Source organism: Aeromonas sp. FDAARGOS 1406, from assembly GCF_019048565.1.
GTDB lineage: Bacteria > Pseudomonadota > Gammaproteobacteria > Enterobacterales > Aeromonadaceae > Aeromonas > Aeromonas caviae.
Genome location: NZ_CP077378.1, coordinates 800,153 through 817,772, shown reverse-complemented (window position 1 = coordinate 817,772; position 17,620 = coordinate 800,153). Strand labels below are relative to the sequence as shown.

The window sequence follows — 17,620 nt, the reverse complement described above, 5'->3', positions numbered from 1 at the left end:
AAACAGATGAACAATATGATTTTGCTGTTGAAACAGCTGGAACGGCAGGGAGTGAAGCTGGCGCTGAACGACAAGGGCCAGCTTATCTCCCAGTCGAGCAAGGAGGCGGTGACGCCGGCCATCGGCGCCACCATCAAGGCCCACAAGGATGAGCTGGTGCGCTGCCTGGCGGCCCGCGCCGCCTTCGAGGCGCCCATTGCCTCCGAGGGCGCCCGGCAGGGGCCGCTCTCGTCCTCCCAGAGCGGACTCTGGTTTATCGAGCAGTACGAAGAGGCCTCCCACCTCTACAACATGCCGGTCTATTTTCGCGTCAAGGGAGAGCTGGACACGGCGGCGCTGGAGTTTGCCTTCGACCACCTGTTTGCCCGCCACCCCAGCATGCGTACCCGCTTCATCAAGGACGAGGCGGGCAGGGGGGGGCAGGAGATCCTGCCCCACACGCCCTTCAAGCTGCAGATAGAGGATGTGAGCGCAGAGCCCGCTGCCGAGCGCGAAGCCTATGTGGCCAGACGGGTGCGTGAGGAGATCGGGCGCCCCTTCTCCCTGACCCAGGGGGAGCTCAGCCGGGTGCATCTTATTCGGCTGGGCAGCCGCGAGCACGTGCTGCTGATCACCCAGCACCACATCATCTCCGACGGCTGGTCGGTCAAGAACATGTTCGCGGATCTCAAGCGTGCCTTTCTTGCCCATCAGAACCGCGAGCCTCTGCAGGTAAGCGAGCTGCCGCTCACCTACATCGACTATGCCCGCTGGTTCAACTCACCGCGTTTTCTCGATTATCACGCCGAGTTCAAGCCGTTCTGGGTCGATCGGCTAGGTGGCAGCCCCGAGGTGCACGGTCTGCCGCTCGACAAGCCGCGCCCGGCCCATCAGGACAGCGGCGGCGAGCTGGTCTTCTCCACCATCGAGAGCGACCTGTGGGAGAGCTTCAAGCGCCTGTGCCAACGGCACAGCACCTCCAACTTCATCGGTCTGCACGCCCTGTTTGCCTTGCTGATGGTGCGCCAGAGCGGCGAGAAGGAGGTGGTGATCGGCACCCCGCTTGCCTATCGCGAGCGTCACGAAATCGAGTCCCTGGTGGGCTTTTTCGTCAATACCCTGGTGCTGCGCACTCAACTTAGCGGCAAGCCCAGCTTTGTCGACTATCTGCAGCAGTGCCGTGAGGAAGATCTGGCGGCCTTCGATCATCAGCTCTACCGTTTCGAAGCGTTGGCCGAGGCCATCGGCGCGGATCGTACTACCGCCATCAACCCCATCTTCCAGATCATGCTGGTCTATCAGGCCAAGGTGGACTTCAACGATCTCATCCCCGGTTGCCAGCTGGTGGAGGAGACCTCGCCTGTGTTGCCGGCCAAGACCGACATCTCGGTCAAGGTGACCGAGCTGATGGACTCCGTCAGGGTGGACTGGCTGTTCGCCATCTCCCTGTTCGAGCGAGAGACCATCCAGGCTTATGCCGATCGCCTGCTGCACCTGATGCGTGCCGTGGTGGCGGCCCCCGAGACCGACATCTGGCAACTGCCGCTGGAGGCGGGCACCGACCAGGCCGCCCTGGCCGCCGAGCTTGCCGACTTGCCGCCTGACTACCCGAGCCGCGACACCCTGCTCTGTCATATCGAGCGGCGCGCGATTCAGTTGCCGGACGCGCTGGCGGTGAGCGACGGCGCGCAATCGTTGACCTATGGCGAGCTGGAGGTGCGTGCCAACCAGTTGGCTCACTGGCTGCTGACTCAGGGCGTTACCCCGGGCGCCGCCATCGGCATCCAGGCCAGACGCGATGTCGCCTTCGTGGTTGCCCTGCTCGCCTGCTGGAAGGCGGGGGCGGCTTATGTACCGCTGGATCCTGCCTATCCCGCCGAGCGGCTGTCCCATATCCTGGGCGATGCATCCATCAGCCTGGTGTTGGGTGGCGTGCCGGACCCGCGCCTTGGCGAGGCGCTGGCGGACACGACGGCCGAATATCACGATCTGCACCAGCTTGCGCTGGACAAGATGCCAACCAGCGCGCCGGCACTGCCTCGGGACGCCGCCATGCTGGCGCAGATCATCTACACCTCCGGCAGCACCGGCCTGCCCAAGGGGGTCATGGTGGAGCAGGGCAGCCTGGTCAACCTGATGGCGGATCACGGCGAGCGCATCGCCCTTGGGAAGGGTGGCGCCATGTTCAACTGCATGTCTCTGTCGTTTGATGCAGGCAACATGACCAGCTTGCTGCCGCTCTACTGCGGCGCGGCCCTGCACTTCGGCGAGCCGGGCGAGGGGGTGATCGGTGCCGCGATCGCTTGTGGTGCCAGCCACATGATCCTGCCCACGGCGCTGTTGGCAAATCTATTGCCCCCGGCGGAACTCGGTTCCCTCAAGGCCATCGGTTTTGGCGGCGAGGCGTGCCCGAGCAGCCTGGTGGAGCGTTGGGGGGAGCGGGTGGCGCTGTTCAACATGTACGGCCCGACCGAGTGCACCGTCACCGCGCTCTGCGCGCGGCTCACCCCGGGGGCGCCCATCACAATCGGTCGACCCGTCAACAACCTGAAGGCGCTGATCCTGGACGAGGCGGGCAACCTCTGCCCGGTGGGGGTCCCAGGCGAGCTCTGCCTGGCAGGGCTGGGGCTGGCTCGTGGCTACCTCAATCTGCCGGAGCGCACCCAGGAGGCCTTTATCGAGCTGGCCTTTGATGCAACGAATGAGGAACGTACCCATCGCCTCTATCGCACCGGCGATCGGGCCCTGCTGCGCCGCGACGGCAACATCCAGTATCTGGGCCGGATAGACGAGCAGATCAAGCTGCGCGGCTATCGCATCGAGCCGGGTGAGATAGAGACCCGGCTTGCCGAATTGTGCCCGGCCATTCGTCAGATCAAGGTGGTGGTGCAGGAGGGGCGCCTGCTGGCGTATGCCTGTTTGCAGGCCGGGGCGAACGAGCCCGACGGCGATGCCCTGCTGCAGCGGGCCGGCGAGTGCCTGCCCGAATACATGGTGCCGGCGCGCCTCTGCTGGCTGCCCGAGATGCCGCTCACCCCCAACGGCAAGCTGGACTTGCGCCGCCTGCCCGCCATCGTCTGGCAGCAGAGCAAGGGAGAGCCGCAAAACGAACTGGAGCAGACCGTGCTTGCCATCTGGCAAGGGGTGCTCAAGCAACCGCTCGGGGTGGAGGATGACTTCTTCCGTCTGGGCGGTGACTCCATCCTCAGCATCCAGCTCACCACCCGGCTGCGGGATGCGGGGCTGCACTGCAGCGTGAAGGACGTGTTCGAAGCCAAGACGGTGCGCCGCCTCTGCCGCCAGCTCGGCCAGCAGCAGGCGGTCAGCCACAGGAGCGAGCAGGGCAGCCTGACCGGCGAGTTCCCGCTCCACCCCATCCAGCAGTGGTTCTTCGAGCAGGGCTTTGCCAAATCCGGTCACTGGAACCAGGGGGTGATCCTGCGCCTGCCGGCCGGGGTGGACGATGAGGACCTGCGCGGCTGGCTGAATGCCCTGCGCCAGCACCACGATGCCCTGCGCTTGGCGGTGACCCCGACCGGCCAGCGCTACCTGGCCGAACTGCCATTGCCGCCGCTGCCGACCCTGGATGCCGCCAATCTCGATGAGGCTGAGCTGCAAGCCCGCCTGACCGAGCTGCAGGGAGAGCTCGACCCTGCCAGCGGCCACACCCTGGCCTGGGCCCGCCTGCGCAATCTCTCCTTGGAGGGGGATCGGGAGGGCGAGACGGTGGAGGGGCTCTTCCTTGCCTTCCACCACCTGGTCATCGATGCGGTCTCCTGGCGCATCCTGGCCGAGGATCTGGCCCGGGTGAGCAGGGGTGAGCCGCTGCCCGCCAAGGGCAGCAGCTATCGCCAGTGGGGTGAGGGGCTCGCGGCCTACGCCAAACGGGAAGAGGATCAGCTTGGCTTCTGGCTGGCTCAGGGGGAAGGCAGCCAGGGTCACCTGCTGATCGCTGCGCGCGCCACCGATGGCCGCGCCGCCGCCAGCCTGCTGCAACTGAGTCAGGAGACCACGGCTCGTCTCATCGACACCGCCAACCAGGCCTACTTCACTCAGGTGCCCGACCTGCTGCTGGCGGCACTGACCCGTACCCTGAGCGAGCAGGGTTACGGCAACCGTCACTGCGTGATGCTGGAAGGACACGGCCGCGAGGCCATCGATGCTGAACTCGACGTGAGCCGTACCCTCGGCTGGTTCACCAGCACCTACCCGCTGGCACTGGCGGATGCCGGTGCGTGGGATGCGCTGGTGTGCGCCACCAAGGAGCAGCTGCGCGCCGTGCCGGACAAGGGGGTGGGCTTTAACGCCCTGCGGCTGCACCACCCACGTGGCTGGGCACTGCCCGAAGCCTTGGTGGTCTTCAATTACCTGGGGGTCAGCCATCAGGGTGTTGCAAGCCAAGCCTGGCAGCCCCTGCCGCTGGCGCCGGGGGCACCAAGTTCCCCTGACAACCTGCCGCGCGAGCTGGTCAGTCTGCACGGGGGCGTGTTTGATGGCCGCCTCACCCTGCGCCAGGTGGGCGCCCTCAACCAGCAGGCGAGCGACGCCCTGATGGCGCGGCTGGCGGACAACCTGACGGCGCTGGTGGAGCACTGCTGCACCGTGAAGGTCCCACGCCATACCCCGAGCGACTTCCCGGGGCTTGGCCTCTCGCAAGCTGCGCTCAATGGGGTGCTGAGCGGGCGCGAGGTGGAGACCCTGCTGCCCATGACCTCGCTGCAGCAGAGCATGTTCCATCACAGGGCGCTGCTGCCCCGGGATCACGCCTATCACCTGCAGACCGAGATCGACTATCACCAGCCGCTGGACGTGGCGGTCTACCGTCAGGCCTGGCAGGGGCAGATCGCCCTTTGGCCGGCCCTTCGCAGCGAGCTGGTGCTGGTGGACGGGGTGGCGCTGCAGCGCATCCTCAAGCGCGCCGAGCTGCCATTCCACTATGAGGATTTGTCTGAAGTGGAAAATGCAGAGGCTCGAGTTCAAGCCTATCGTGAGCAGGATCTGGCCCGCCCGATCCCGCTGGAGCAGGCCCCCCTGCTGCGCCTTGCCTGTTTCAAATTGGCCCCCGATCACCACAAGGTGATCTTCAGCGCCCATCACGGCGTGCTGGATGGCTGGAGCGGCCCCGTGTTGCTGGGTTCCTTGCATCGTGGCTATCAGGCGCTGATGAACGGCCTGCTGCCGCAGGGCGAGCCGGATACCGCCTGGCTCGAATTTGGCCGCCATATCGCGAGCCAAGCCCGCAGCGCCGACGCCTACTGGCAGGGGCGAGGCGAGCTCTTGGCAACGCCTAACGATCTCGCCTGCCTGTTCGGAGTGACACTGGACGCGGGCTCAAGCGGGCGTCACACCCAGCAGCGACCGGCGGTGTGCGCCACGGAGCTGCCGGCCGAGGTAGCGACCTTGCTCGCGCGCCGAGCCTGCGAGCTTGGCGTGACCGCAGGCCTGTTGGCCCAATACGCCTGGCACCGTCTGCTGGCTCGTCGCTCTGGCGATGCCGTCACCCTGGTGGGCAACGTGACACCGGGCCGGGATTACCCCATCGAGGGGATCACCGCGAGCGTCGGGCTCTATATCAACAGCCTGCCGTTGGCGCTTGAGTGGCGCACCGAGCTGACCCTGGCCGAGCATATCGCCCGGTTGCAGACCGACCTGATGGCGCTCAATGAGCACGGCACCCAGTCGCTGGCGGCACTGACCAAAGGCCGGTCGCGTCTGTTCCAGAGTCTGTTCGTGTTCGAGAACTACCCCATGCCGGTGGCCCCTGTCGCCCCCGAACCTCACCAGCTGGTGCCGCGCTTTGGCACCGTGGTGGAGAAGGTGGAGCTTCCTCTGTCGCTCGTGGTCAGCAGCCGGGGCGAGACGCTCCAGCTGCGCCTCGAGTTCGATGGCGAGCAGATCCCCGAGGCCCGGGCAGAGGCGGTGCTGGCTGACTGGCTGGCCGAGCTTGGCTGGCTGGCGCAGGCGGATCTGAGCCAGCCGGCCAGCGTGGCGGCGGTACAGTCCCCGGTGATGCCGCTGGTGGTCGCCACCAGGGCGGAGCCCAGCCTGGCTCAGCCGCCGGCCGAGGCCCGCGTGCTGGTGGCCCTGTGGGAGCGTCTGTGCGGCGTGCCCGGCATCTGGCTGCAGACCCTGTGTGAACTCGGGGTGGATTCGGTGCAGCAGCTCGCCCTGCTGGCGGCCCTCAACGAGGCGTTTGGCCAGGAGCGGGCGCCGCTCACCCTGCAGACCCTCAAGGCCCATCCATCCCCCAGCCGGCTCTATGGGCACTGGCTGGTGTGCCAAACGGAGGCCGCGCTATGACGGTGACCATCAAGCATAAGGCTCAACTCGTGCAAACCCGGCCCGCCCCCCGTGAGGGGGCGGCCAACCTGGGCGCGCGGCTGGCGGCCTGTCTGGCCGCCAGCCCGCTGGCCCCTGCCATCCGTATGGGCGGGGAGGGTATCGGTGAGGGCGGATCAGATGAGCAGTGGCTCAGCTACGGCGCGCTCAATGCCAGGGTCGGCGAGATTGCCGCCCGATTGCAGGGTCTGGCGGTGGGGGAGCGGGTTGGTCTCTATCTCTCCCGCGGCCCCGATCTGGTGGCCAGCCTGCTGGCCTGCCTGCGCCTCGGTCTCACCTTCGTGCCCCTTGAACCGGATTTTCCGGTGGAGCGGCTACAGGGGATCGCCCGTCAGGCGCGCCTGTCGGCGGTGATCTGCGACGGCGACAGACCGGCTCCCGCCTTCGGCTGTCCGCTGCGCACCCTGGATGGGCCGGCAGCGGCAGGGCCGGTCTCCTGGCCCCAGGTGGATGACGCCCTGGCTGCCTACATGATGTTCACCTCGGGCTCCACCGGCGAGCCCAAGGGGGTGGTCATCAGCCGGCGGGCCCTGCTCTGCTTCCTCGACGGGATCCGCGAGCGGCTCGGATTATCACCGAACTGCCACTGGCTCTTCATCACCACCCCGGCCTTCGACATCTCCCTGCTGGAGATGCTGGGGCCGCTCTGGGGCGGTGGCCGGCTGACGGTGGCCGGCGGTGAGCACAACAAGGATCCCCTGGGGATGCTGGCCCTGCTCGAGGCCGACCCCTCCATCAACTGGCTGCAGGCCACCCCGGCCTGCTGGCGCATGCTGCTCAAGGCGGGCTGGCAGGGGCGCAATACCCTCACCGCCCTGTGCGGCGGCGAGGCGCTGGACTCAGGGTTGGCCGAGCAGCTCTGTGCCCGCACCCGGCGGCTGTGGAACTGCTACGGGCCGACCGAGGCCACCGTCTGGTCCCTGGTGAGCGAGGTGCGCTGGCCACCGACTGATGGCCAGATCACCATCAGCCACAGCCTGCCCGGCTATCGTCACTGGGTGCTGGACGAGGCGGGGCAGCCGGTGGCAGAGGGGGAGTGCGGTGAGCTCTGCATCGAGAGCCCGGCCCTGTGCGAGGGGTACTGGCGCAAGCCGGCCTTGACCAGCGCCGCCTTCCTGCGCCTTGCCACCCATCGCCTCTATCGCACCGGTGATCGGGTGCGGCGGCTGGGGACGGACCGTTTCCTCTATCTGGGGCGGCGCGACGATCAGGTCAAGCTGCGCGGTTTTCGCATCGAGCTCGGCGAGGTGGAGGCGGGACTGCGCCGCCAGGTCGGGGTGCAGGAGGCGGCGGTGCGTCTGGTGGGCGAGGGGGACGAGGCCATGCTGGTGGGCTACGTGGAGGCGAAAAGCGGGGTGACTCTCAATCGCCTCGCCCTGCGCAAGGGGCTGCAGGCGACGTTGCCGCACTACATGGTGCCGGCGCGGCTCATCCTGCTGGATGCCCTGCCCAAGACCGGCAGCGGCAAGCTCGACAGAAAGGCGCTGCCATTGCCCGAGTAGTCGCCTTGCCGGATGGTAAGAGCGATGGATAAAAAGAAGCCCGCATCATGCGGGCTTCTTGTTGGCTGTAAACCGAGGGGGCTTAGTGAGCGATGGGGGCGGCATCCGGTTTGGTGAGCAGGCGCTCGACGTCGTCGATCACCTTGAGGGCCGCCTGGGGGCCGCCGGTGGAGGTCCAGAGCGACCCGTCCACGGCGCCGAAGCGCTTGCCCTTGATGGCGCCAAGCTGCTGGAAGGCCGGGGTCTGCTCGGCCTGCTTCATGGCATCCACCGCATCCCCGCTGGTGCTGAGGGTGCCGATCACCAGCCAGTCACCGTCCAGCAGGTTGAGGGATTCGAGGCTCAGGGCCGGGGAGTGGGGGCTCTTGTCGCCAATCTGGTGGGAGGGGCGGGTGAGCCCCATCTCGGTGACCACGCTGCTGGCAAAGGTGCCGCCGTGCATGTAGCTCGGCCCCTTGGGGTTCCAGCGCACTATGCTCATCTGTTCCCCCTGATGCTGGGCGAGCTTGCTGCGGGCCTCTGCCAGGCGGGCCTCATACCGGGTGAGGAACGCCTTGGCCTCGGCCCCCCGGTTCATCGCGTCGGCGCTGCGACCGAATACGGTTTTCCAGGGCTCGCCCCAGTTGCCGGTGACGACGGTGGGGGCGATCTCCTTAAGCAGGGCCAGGAGCTCGGGCTTGGTCTGGCCGGTGAGGATGAGGTCCGGCTCCAGATCGATGAGGGTCTCCAGATTGGGGTTGTCCAGATCCCCGACCACGGCGATCTCCTTGCCCGCCTTGTCCAGCAGATAGCGGGGCAGGGTGGACTGGCCGCGCCCATTGACGGTGCCCACCGGCTGCACCCCCAGAGTCAGGGCGCTGTCGAGATCGAGTTCGCTCAACACGACGACCCGCCGGGGCGCATCGGGGACGCTCTGGGACTGGCCGTTGGCATCGATGACCTGGCGGCTGCCCGCCTGGGCCTGGAAGCCCGTCAGGCTGGCCAGCATGAGCAAGGTGGCCAGCGGGGAGAAGATCTTCATGGTGACATCCTTATGGGTGAAATCGGTGGGCCGGAGTCTGTGGAAAGTGCCTGAGAGCCGCCCGGCCAGCCCCGAATGGGCGGGGACATGCTACCACAAAGCAAGTGAGAAGCGTTGTCATTTGTATTTGTAGCATGACCTCGGCTTGCTTTGGTACCATCGCAGGCCCCTGTCAGGAGCCTTGCATGTTGCCTCGTTGTCCCTCACTCGATGGATCCTTTGTCCGTCAATTCGATGCCTTGTGCCTGCCGGGCCTGGAGACGCTGTCTCTTCATCGGGTCAGTTTTGATCCCGCCGCCTTCTCGCCGGAGTGCTTTGGGGCCCAGGGCATCATCCTGCCTGCTTCATTGCAGGGGGCTGCCCCCAAGCGCCTCGGGGAGTTTCTGGCAGGGCGTCTCGCAGCCCGTGAGGCCCTGCGTCCCTTCGGTCTTGCAGGATGCAGCGTGGCCATCGGAGCGGCCCGGGAGCCACTCTGGCCTGAAGGGGTGGAGGGGAGCATCAGCCACAGCCGGCTGGCGGGAGAGGGGGTGGCCCTGTGTGCGGTGCGCCCGGGCCAGGAGGGAATAGGGCTGGATCTGGAGGCCTGGCTCGATGGCGACCAAGGGGCGCAGCTCTGGCCCGGCATCATGGATGGGGAGGAGTGGGGACGGCTGGAGGCGGGGGTTCACGACGCCCAGCTGAGCCTGGCAGAGGGACTGACTCTGGTGTTTTCCGCCAAGGAGAGCCTCTTCAAGGGGCTCTATCCCCGGGTGGGGCGCTACTTTGACTTTCTCGATGCCCGCTGGCTCGCCATGACGGCGCAGACTCTCACCCTGGAGCTCAAATGCCCGCTGACGCCGGCCCTGCCAGCTGGCTGGCGCGCCACCCTGCACTGGCAAGCCCTGCCGGGGGGCGTGCTCACCGTCTTGCTGCTGTGAGCACGATGCCAGCGCCCGGATAACGCCAGCGCAAAGCCCAGAGAAAGAAACCGCCATCAGGCGGTTTCTTTCTCTGGCACAGGGTATGGCTCAGGCCGACACGCCATGGTCGGCGCGCAGGCGAGGCACTTCGTCAGCGCGTCGGCGGGGCACGATGACAGGGGCCCCGTCGCCGGGGGCGTGCAGTATGTCCACATCGGTCTGGTAGAGGCGATCGATGAGGGGCTTGGTTACCACCTCCCGGGCCGGGCCCATGGCCTGGATGGCGCCATCCCCCAGAGCAATCAGCTCGTCGCAGTAGCGGGCGGCGGTGGCGAGATCGTGGATGACGATAAGCACCGTCTTGCCCTCGGCGGCGACCCGATGGATGGCCTCCATCACCTCGGTCTGGTGGCCGATGTCCAGCGCGCTGGTGGGCTCGTCCAGCAAGATGATGTCCGCATCCTGGGCCAGCACCATGGCGAGCCACACCCGCTGGGCCTGACCGCCGGACAGCGAACTGGCGCTCTGGTGCCAGATGGCATCGAGCTGCATCCGCTCCCGGGCCCAGTCCACCATGCGGGCATCCTCCTCGCTCCACTGATTGAACCAGCCCTGGTGGGGATGGCGGCCATATTGCACCAGCTGCTCCACCAGGATGCCGGGGGGGACCAGGGGACGCTGGGGCAGATAGGCGAGCTCCCGAGCCAGGGCTTTGGCGCCATAGGCACCGAGTGGCTTCTCCTTGAGCAGGATCTCCCCGGACCGGGGCTGCTCCTGTCCCGCAAGGAGCTTGAGCAGCGTGGATTTGCCGCCGCCGTTGGGGCCGACGATCCCCACCAGCTTGCCCCGGGGGAGGGAGAAGGAGATCTCCTTGAAGATGGTCTTTTGCGGGTAGCCGAACTGGAGTCGGTTCACGGTGAGCGTCATCGGGCAGCCCTCGGTCTGTATTGAAAATGGATGAATGCCATGGTCAGTCGGCCTTCTGGCGATCTTTGAGCAGGATGAAGAGCAGCAGCAGGCCGCCGAGAATGCGGGTCATGATGCCGGTGGCCACCTCGTGGGGGCTGGCCAGCACCCGCACCAGGGTGTCGCTTGCGAGCAGCATCAGGGCGCCGCACAGGGCGGCAATCCAGAGCGGCACGATGCGATCCCGGCTGAGCCAGGAGGCAAGGATGGGGGCCGCCATTGCGATGAAAACCACGGGGCCGCCGATGGCGGTGCCAAGGGCTGCGACGATGATGGCCTGGGCCAGCACCCCGAGCTGCACCCGGTTCACGTTGACCCCGAGAGTACGGGCGGTGATCGGTCCCAGGCGCAGCACGCCGAGGGAGCGGGAGAGACAGACGGTCCAGGGACAGATGAGCAGGAGCAGCAGGCTTACCGGCAGCAGGGTGCCATAGCCCTGACCGACGAAGTTGCCCATGTTCCACAGATAGAGGCTGGTGAGGTGCACCAGGGACTGGGTGGACATGACGAACTGGCCGAGGGCGTTCATCAGCTCGGAGACGCCGATGCCGATCACCACGAACAGGTAGCCCTGCTCCCCCGGCTTGTTGCACAGGGCATAGAGCACTGCGGCGGCAAACAGGGCGCCGAAGGGGGCGGCCCACCAGGGCCAGGTACCCAGGGTCAGATAGAGGGAGAAGATGATGATGGCCAGGGATGCTCCCTCGTTGACCCCTATCATGTCCGGGGTGGCGAGGCGGTTTCGCACCAGGGTCTGCACCAGGCAGCCCGAGAGTCCCATGGCGGCGCCGGCCACCAGCACCGCCAACAGGCGCGGCAGTCGGATCTTGAAGACGGTTACTTGATCGAGTCGGCTTCCCTCCCCGAGCAGGGTCTGGATCACCCCCATCATGGTGATCTTGCCGGAACCCAGGGTGAGGGCCAGCAGGGAGAGCAGGGTGAGGGCGAGCAGGAGCCCCAGGGTGATGAGCCAGGCGCGGCGGTGCAGCAACAGGGTGTGGCTGCCAAGGCGAAGGCAGAGGGTGCCGCTCGGGAGTGAGAGAGAGTTCTTCATGGGCGTGGCACCTTATTTGACGGCCAGCAGGGAGCGGAAGCCGCCGCTGCGCACCACCAGGATGAGCACGGGCGCCCCGATGAGCGCCAGAATGACGCCGTTGGGCAGCTCGTAGGGCTGGATTAGCCAGCGTGCCAGCACATCGGCTCCGAGCAGAAAGAGCACCCCGAACAGGGCGGAGAAGCGCACCTGGATGGCGAGGCGAACCGGCTCCACCAGGCGGGCGCAGTAGGCGGCGAGGAAGCCGACAAAGCCGATGGGACCGGCGATGGCGATGGCGCAGGCGGTGAAGAGCGTTGCGGCCAGGAGCACACCGATGCGCACCCGGGTGGGGCGGATACCGAGGGCCCTGGACTGGTGGTCCCCCATCTGCATCAGGGTGAGAGGGCGACAGAGCGCCAGGGTCAGCAGCAGGGCGGCCAGGGCGAAGGGGACCACGGTGAGTACCGCTTCCAGACTGGAGGCGGCAAGGGACCCTAAGTTCCAGAAGCGGAACTGCTCCAGCACCACCCGGTTGGAGAGCAACAGGAAGTTGGAAAGACCGCCGAAGGTGGCGGAGAGGGCGACCCCTACCAGGATGAGCTTGAGGGGGTTGGAGCGCCCCACCATGAGGCCGAGGCCCAGCACGATGAGGTTGCCGAGCAGGGCCCCCATGCCGGACCAGAGCAGATACCCGTAGGCGGATTCGACGCCAAACCAGGTGAGGCCGATCACCAGAGCAAAGACGGCGCCGGCATTGACCCCGAGCAGGCCGGGTTCGGCCAGAGGGTTGCGGGTGGCACTTTGCAGCATGGAGGCCGCCAGGGAGAGTGATGCCCCCACCACCAGGGCTGCCAGGGTACGGGGCAGGCGCAGGGTATGGACTATCATGGCGAGCTTTTCATCGGCCACGAAGGCGGGATCGCCCATCAGGAAACCGGCGACCTCGCGGCCACCATAGACACCGGCCCCGGTGGCCAGTGACAGACAAATCAGCAGGAAGAGGAGCAGCACGCCGAGCCAGAACAGCCGAGCTTGGTATCTGAGCACTCAATGACTCCTTGAATTCGGGGAGGCAGAAACGCAAAAAGGGAGCCCCGCGACCGGGGCTCCCGCAGACAGGATGGATTACAGCTTGTAATCGACCCCTGCGTAGACGGTGCGACCTTCCAGGATGAAGTCGGCGTCGGTCGCCACCTCGTCACGCTGGGTGTTGGTGAGGTTGGTGATGCCGAGCTTGAAGTCCAGGGCCGGCGTGACGGTCCACTTGGTGTTCACGTCCAGGGTCTGGTAGTGCTTGGAGGTGAATGCCTGGGCGTTGCGGGCCGGCACCTTGATCACCTGGCTGCCGACATACTGCCAGGCCAGGTTGGCTCTGACCACGTCGCTCGCCTTCCAGTCCAGGCCGATGTTGCCGGTGTGATCCGGGGTCTTGGCCAGATCGTCACCCGTGCTCTTGTCTTCGGAGTCCAGCAGGGTCAGGTTGCCGGTCAGCTGCACGTTGTCCAGCACGTCGAACCAGCCGGTCAGCTCCAGCCCCTTGATACGGGCCTTCTTGACGTTGAGGTAGGTCATGACGGTCGGACGGTAGCCCGGGCCCCACTGATCGCTCTGGATCAGATCCTCGATCTCGTTGTGGAAGCCGGTCACCCCTGCGCCGAAGCGATCGGCGTTGTAGGCGGTGCCAAGCTCGTAGCTGACGGAGGTTTCCGGCTTCAGATCCGGGTTGCCTATCACCTTGCAGGCGCCGCGGCAGGCGGTGGTGGCGAATCCTTCGCTGGACTGGGCCAGGGTCGGGGCCTTGAACGCCTTGCCAGCGCCGCCCTTGATCACCCACTCGTCACTCAGGGAGTAGAGGGCGTAGGCACGGGGGCTGAACTCGTTGCCATAGGTCTCGTGGTGATCCAGACGGCCGGAGAGCGTCAGGGCCAGATCCCCAAAGCCGAACTCGTCTTGCAGGTAGAGGGCGCTCTGGCTCGCATCCACGCTGCCGTTCTGGATGCTGCGGCTGTGCTCCAGCTCGGTCTTGCGGAACTCTGCACCCGAAGTCAGCAGGTGATCCCCGAGGTAGCCGCTCAACTGGCCATCCACCGTGTTGTTGGTCTGGGTGATGTCGGCGGCACCACCGTTGAGCTGGGAGTCATCCATCAGATCGGTCTGCTCGAAGTAGTAACGAGCGCGGCTGTCGAAGTGTTCCCAACGGCCGTTATGGGTCAGCCCCAGGCTCAGGCGATCGAGTTTCTGCACGTTGTGGGGGGTGGCCGGTGCGGTCGGGGCACGGGGCACGTTGTTGAAGTAGCTGTCCATGTCGTTCTGGTTGTAACCCAGATCGAAGTCGATGTCCTGGTTGTCGGCCACCAGCCACTTCAGGCTGGAGAGCACGTTGACCACTTCCCGTTTCTCCAGGGCGTCGGCATCCGGGTTATTGGACTGATCGCTCTTCCAGCGATCCCGCTGATAGCCTTCCACCACCACGCTGCCCAGCAGCTTGTTGTCGATCAGGGCGCCGGAGACGAAGGCGCTACCCTGGTTGGCATCCCCGCCATCCCCCTTGGTGGGCATGGTGTGGGTGTAGCCGACGGCCGCTTCGGTGTTCTCCTTGGCCTGGCGCAGGATCACGTTGACCACGCCGCCGAGGGCATCGGCCCCGTACAGGGAGGAGACGGGACCGCGGATCACTTCGATGCGCTCGATGGCGGCCATGGGGATGGAGCTTAAGTCGAAGTCGTTGCCAAAGGAGCTGCCCAGGGTCTCGCGGGCGTTGACCCGCTTGCCGTTGACCAGCAGCAGGGTGTAGTCACCGCCCATGCCGCGGATCTTGATCTCGTTGCGACCCGTGGGGTTGGTGCCGATGATGTTGACACCGGGCACGTGCTTGAGGGCATCGCCGATGTTGTTGACGTTCATCTTGTCCAGATCGGCGCGGGTGACCACGGAGACGCTGGCCGGGGCGGTCAGCTCGGTGTGCTTGGTCTGGGTGGCGGTGACCACCACCGTCTCGTTGGCCTTGACGGACTCGGCCTGGGCCAGGCCCGGTACGGCCAGCAGACCAAGGGAGAGCAGAATGGGGTTCAGTTTAAAGAGGCCGTGCTGCAACTGCATTGTCAAAAACTCCATGGATATAACTGAGGTTATGGGGTCCGGATTCTTCTGATCCGGTGCTCACTGACTTCCTTGTCTGGCGGTGCCAGAGGCAGGATTATTGTTATCTCTTGTGCTCTTCAGGCCCCGGATGAGGAACCAGACACCGGCGCAGGCCACCAGGGTGCACGCAATGTTGATCCAGGCCAGGGTGGGGAAACCGTGCAGGGCGCCCCCCTCGTCGGAGACCAGATATCTGGCGGAGAGCAGGCTGCCGAGGCCCGCCGCCACATTGGTGACTGAGCCCTGGAAAGACATGAAGGCGGCGCGCTGATGAGGGGCCGGAATGGCCGCCGTGACCGCGAGGGTGGTGCTGGCACGGGCGGAGCTCAGGGCCATGAAGAGGGTGAACAGCAGATAGAGAGGCAGGCCTGCCGGCAAGGCAAAGCCCACCAGGGTGATCAGGGCCAGGGCCAGGCTGGTGAGCAGGATGGCGCCCTGGGCGCGGCCCTGATCGATCCAGCCGCCGCACAGGCGCATGGTGGCCATGCTGGCAAGGCCGCCGCACAGATAGAGGCTGGCGATCTGCTCGCGCGGGAAACCCAGGTTGAACTGGAAGTAGTTGGCAAAGTGCGGAATGAGCAGGAAGTGGCCGAACATCTGCAGGCAGAGGATGAAGAGGGCTCCCTGGCAGAGCGGTGATCCCAGCAACTGGCGCATCCCCTGGCCTGCCGGGGCCCGGTTGACCGGCAGGGACGGCAGCCAGATGGCACACAGCAGGGCCAGCAGCAGGCCGCCAGCACCAAACAAGAGGAAGGGGCTCTGCCAGCCAGACCACTGGGCCAGCACGAGGGCCGCGGGCACGATCAGAATGGCGGCCAGGGAAAACGCCATGCCCACGTAGGCGAGACGGCGGCCCCGCTCGGCGGGCGGTACCAGATCCAGCACCGCCGCCATCAGGATGGCCCCCAGGGGGCCGGCGACGCAGCCGGACAGGATAAAGAGCAGCAGCAGGGTCTGGCTATCCTCGGCCAGGGCGCAAGCCATCAAGAGCAGGAAGCGCAGGACCAGCAGTACCAGCAGGGCGGGTTTGCGGTTGACCCGATCGAGCCAGGGGGCGGCCAGGAGGCCCAGCAGGGCGGCTCCCAGGGTGGCGCCGCCGCTGAAGTAACCTGTCTGCTCCGGCAGCATCCCCAGGTGGGTTACCAGTTCCGGGCCAAGGGGCATCACCATCATCATGCAGCCCATGGAGAGCATGTTGATGAGCAGCGCCAGGTGGATGGCGGCAGGGGTGGATGCGATGGATTCTGGCTTCATCAGAGGCTGACTCGAAAAAATGAGTCCGAATTGTATCCGAGGGTTTTTGTTGTGACAACAAATGATAACCATTTTTATTTGTATTGATTGGTATCTTAACGAGTCTTTATCAGGTGCCTCTGTGTGGGGTTGCATACCAGGCCCGTTGCAATCGGGGCGCCATGGACCATGATGGCAGGAAGCGAGAGGGTGGCGGTGAACGCCGGGAGGAGAAGATGCGCGCTGGATCAGGGTATTGGGGGCTGGGGTGCTGCCTGTTGCTGGCATTGCCCCTGAGGGCCGAAGTGAAGGTCATACCGGTATTCGAGGCGGATGCCGCGGTGCAGACGCTCAAGGAGATCTACCCGGATCTCGGGGTGAGCGCCATGGGCAACCAGCTGGTACTGAGCGGAACCCCCGCCCAGTTGCAGGAGGCCGAGCGTACCCTGGCGCAAGTGAACCAGCCGCCCCAAAGCCTGCTCATCGAGTGGCGGGTGGATGGCGCCTCCAGCAGTCAGCAGGCCGGAGTGGGGCTGGGCCTGGATGCCAAACGGCAGTGGCTGCTGGAGGGGGATGCCCGGCACTATGAACGCAGCCAGAGTGACAACTGGCAGGTGCGTGGCCTCTCCGGGCGGCCCGTGTTGTTGCAGATGGGGTCCTATCAGCCGGTCACCTTTTACCAGTGGCAGGGGGGAAGGGTGGTGGGCATGATGCCGCTGATGAACGGTCTCTACGCCACCGCGACCCTGATAGGGGACAGGGTGCAGGTGGCCCTCAGCAGTGAACAGGCAAGAGTGGAGCGGGGCAACATACACACCGGCCAGAGTGCCACCGAGGTGAGGGGTGCCCCGGGCCAGTGGCTGACGGTGGGGGAGCTTTCCACAACCCAAGGCAGCCGGGAGGCCGCGATCGCCAATCCATCAGGCATGGGCAGGGCCAGCGGCAGCGAGCGCCAGACTCTGCAGATCCGGGTCACGCGCCAGTGAACCAGCCTGTCAGTGGGGCTGATCCAGGGCGTAATCCCGCAACTGGCGGCTTCTTAGCAGATACCAGAGCGCCCAGAGGCTGGCGATGAGCACCAGGGCGGTGGGCCAGTTGAACGACCACTGCTGCAGATTGAGGCTGTGCAACTGCATGACCAGGCCGCTCGCGGTGGAGCAAAGCAGCAGGGCGCGGCTGTGGCGTCTGAGCCAGGCTCTGGCACTGTGGGTCTGGCGATGGGTGCCGCCGCAGGCGAGCAGCGCCAGCATGGCGGGCACGTCCGTCAGCAGGCTGATATAGAGGGTGAGCTTGTCCGGGTAGAAGAGGGTCAGGATGGCGCTGCCACTCTCCCGGGTGACCCCCGCCATCAGAAACAGCCAGACCGAGCGGGTCAGCAAGAGGGCGATGGGCCAGAACCAGAGCGGGGGGCGCAACTGGCCGTGATCGTCGTAACGGTGTTCGGGGTAGAGGGTCATGGTGGACCGGTATCCATTCATGCAGTGCGAGTGATGAAGGGGATATG

11 protein-coding genes are annotated in these 17,620 nt (G+C 66.0%); 4 read left to right on the top strand and 7 right to left on the bottom strand.

Annotated features, from left to right (window positions below):
• The first annotated feature begins 6 nt into the window (after positions 1-6).
• Both amoG and amoH read left to right on the top strand, forming a co-directional pair.
• Positions 7-6,279 carry an amonabactin biosynthesis non-ribosomal peptide synthetase AmoG gene (gene amoG, locus I6L36_RS03695; protein WP_216986968.1) on the top strand — a complete coding sequence of 2,091 codons (6,273 nt, stop codon included), beginning with the start codon at positions 7-9 and terminating at the stop codon, positions 6,277-6,279.
• Entirely contained in the window at positions 6,276-7,820 is a 1,545-nt protein-coding gene (gene amoH, locus I6L36_RS03690; protein WP_201920121.1) for an amonabactin biosynthesis glycine adenylation protein AmoH, read from the top strand. Before amoG ends, amoH begins: the two co-directional genes overlap by 4 nt.
• A gap of 82 nt (positions 7,821-7,902) precedes the next feature.
• Here the strand turns inward: amoH and I6L36_RS03685 are convergent, their stop codons facing one another.
• On the bottom strand, positions 7,903-8,841 hold the full coding sequence (locus tag I6L36_RS03685) for an iron-siderophore ABC transporter substrate-binding protein (RefSeq protein WP_069652597.1): 939 nt from the start codon (positions 8,839-8,841) through the stop codon (positions 7,903-7,905).
• A 185-nt stretch (positions 8,842-9,026) separates the two neighbouring features.
• Between I6L36_RS03685 and I6L36_RS03680 the strand changes: the two genes are divergently transcribed.
• The gene (locus I6L36_RS03680; RefSeq protein ID WP_109112708.1) at positions 9,027-9,758 is read left to right on the top strand and encodes a 4'-phosphopantetheinyl transferase; all 732 of its coding nucleotides are present in this window, start codon (positions 9,027-9,029) and stop codon (positions 9,756-9,758) included.
• A 90-nt stretch (positions 9,759-9,848) separates the two neighbouring features.
• Here the strand turns inward: I6L36_RS03680 and I6L36_RS03675 are convergent, their stop codons facing one another.
• The 5 genes from I6L36_RS03675 to I6L36_RS03655 all read right to left on the bottom strand — a co-directional run bounded on the left by I6L36_RS03675 (position 9,849) and on the right by I6L36_RS03655 (position 16,137).
• On the bottom strand, positions 9,849-10,667 hold the full coding sequence (locus tag I6L36_RS03675; protein WP_010674442.1) for an amonabactin ABC transporter ATP-binding protein: 819 nt from the start codon (positions 10,665-10,667) through the stop codon (positions 9,849-9,851).
• Between the two features lie 43 nt (positions 10,668-10,710).
• Entirely contained in the window at positions 10,711-11,760 is a 1,050-nt protein-coding gene (locus I6L36_RS03670; RefSeq protein WP_109112707.1) for an amonabactin ABC transporter permease subunit 1, read from the bottom strand.
• A gap of 12 nt (positions 11,761-11,772) precedes the next feature.
• A complete protein-coding gene (locus I6L36_RS03665) occupies positions 11,773-12,789 on the bottom strand; it encodes an amonabactin ABC transporter permease subunit 2 (protein ID WP_010674444.1) in 1,017 nt (338 codons plus the stop codon).
• Between the two features lie 78 nt (positions 12,790-12,867).
• Positions 12,868-14,841 carry a siderophore amonabactin TonB-dependent receptor gene (locus I6L36_RS03660; RefSeq protein WP_109112706.1) on the bottom strand — a complete coding sequence of 658 codons (1,974 nt, stop codon included), beginning with the start codon at positions 14,839-14,841 and terminating at the stop codon, positions 12,868-12,870.
• 60 nt (positions 14,842-14,901) lie between these two features.
• Positions 14,902-16,137 carry an MFS transporter gene (locus I6L36_RS03655; protein ID WP_109112705.1) on the bottom strand — a complete coding sequence of 412 codons (1,236 nt, stop codon included), beginning with the start codon at positions 16,135-16,137 and terminating at the stop codon, positions 14,902-14,904.
• 215 nt (positions 16,138-16,352) lie between these two features.
• Between I6L36_RS03655 and I6L36_RS03650 the strand changes: the two genes are divergently transcribed.
• Complete coding sequence (locus I6L36_RS03650; RefSeq protein WP_109112704.1) at positions 16,353-17,102, top strand: hypothetical protein; 750 nt, start codon at positions 16,353-16,355, stop codon at positions 17,100-17,102.
• A 9-nt stretch (positions 17,103-17,111) separates the two neighbouring features.
• Here the strand turns inward: I6L36_RS03650 and I6L36_RS03645 are convergent, their stop codons facing one another.
• Complete coding sequence (locus I6L36_RS03645; protein ID WP_043155869.1) at positions 17,112-17,573, bottom strand: DUF2919 domain-containing protein; 462 nt, start codon at positions 17,571-17,573, stop codon at positions 17,112-17,114.
• Positions 17,574-17,620: the final 47 nt, after the last annotated feature.

Excerpts from the sequence above, each read along its gene's own strand:
- amoG (WP_216986968.1), top strand. The coding sequence starts at position 7 with ATGAACAATATGATTTTGCTGTTGAAACAGCTGGAACGGCAGGGAGTG.
- amoH (WP_201920121.1), top strand. The coding sequence starts at position 6,276 with ATGACGGTGACCATCAAGCATAAGGCTCAACTCGTGCAAACCCGGCCC.
- I6L36_RS03685 (WP_069652597.1), bottom strand. The coding sequence starts at position 8,841 with ATGAAGATCTTCTCCCCGCTGGCCACCTTGCTCATGCTGGCCAGCCTG.
- I6L36_RS03680 (WP_109112708.1), top strand. The coding sequence starts at position 9,027 with ATGTTGCCTCGTTGTCCCTCACTCGATGGATCCTTTGTCCGTCAATTC.
- I6L36_RS03675 (WP_010674442.1), bottom strand. The coding sequence starts at position 10,667 with ATGACGCTCACCGTGAACCGACTCCAGTTCGGCTACCCGCAAAAGACC.
- I6L36_RS03670 (WP_109112707.1), bottom strand. The coding sequence starts at position 11,760 with ATGAAGAACTCTCTCTCACTCCCGAGCGGCACCCTCTGCCTTCGCCTT.
- I6L36_RS03660 (WP_109112706.1), bottom strand. The coding sequence starts at position 14,841 with ATGCAGTTGCAGCACGGCCTCTTTAAACTGAACCCCATTCTGCTCTCC.
- I6L36_RS03655 (WP_109112705.1), bottom strand. The coding sequence starts at position 16,137 with ATGAAGCCAGAATCCATCGCATCCACCCCTGCCGCCATCCACCTGGCG.
- I6L36_RS03650 (WP_109112704.1), top strand. The coding sequence starts at position 16,353 with ATGCGCGCTGGATCAGGGTATTGGGGGCTGGGGTGCTGCCTGTTGCTG.
- I6L36_RS03645 (WP_043155869.1), bottom strand. The coding sequence starts at position 17,573 with ATGACCCTCTACCCCGAACACCGTTACGACGATCACGGCCAGTTGCGC.